We start from the raw sequence: 354 nt of genomic DNA, 5'->3' as shown, positions 1-354 counted from the left end.
GAATAGCTCGCAACCAGCTACAAGTAAGCAGTCTAGAAGATACCATCAGTCAGGACAATCCCGTTCGATTTATAGATGCTTTTGTTAACAGTATCGACTTAGAGAAAATAGGATTTACACCAAGAGTATTAAAAACCAAGTGTTTTAGCTCAAGTTGTTTCCCTAAAACAAGGAAAGAACTTGGCTTTTATAAAAACAACATTTTTTGACTTCAAAAACTCGTTTATAAGCACTCCAAGTTTTACAACTTTGAATTATAACTAAAAAACAAACTTCCTTAAAATAGCTTCTAAAGAGGTTATTTTTTATAAATATTTTAAAATTTTAGTTTTTTATTGAGGTTGTGCAACAGTT

1 protein-coding gene is annotated in these 354 nt (G+C 30.2%); it reads left to right on the top strand.

Features of this window, described 5'->3' with window-relative positions; translation table 11 throughout:
• A partial coding sequence (locus G6042_RS14175; RefSeq protein ID WP_211161593.1) for a hypothetical protein occupies nucleotides 1–209 on the top strand: 209 nt, incomplete at its 5' end.
• Nucleotides 210–354 lie beyond the last annotated feature (145 nt).

It is taken from the genome of Flavobacterium solisilvae (genome assembly GCF_012911605.1).
Taxonomy (GTDB): domain Bacteria; phylum Bacteroidota; class Bacteroidia; order Flavobacteriales; family Flavobacteriaceae; genus Flavobacterium; species Flavobacterium solisilvae.
Note: the sequence above shows the minus strand (reverse complement) of the source record. Positions and strands in the feature narration are given on the sequence as shown.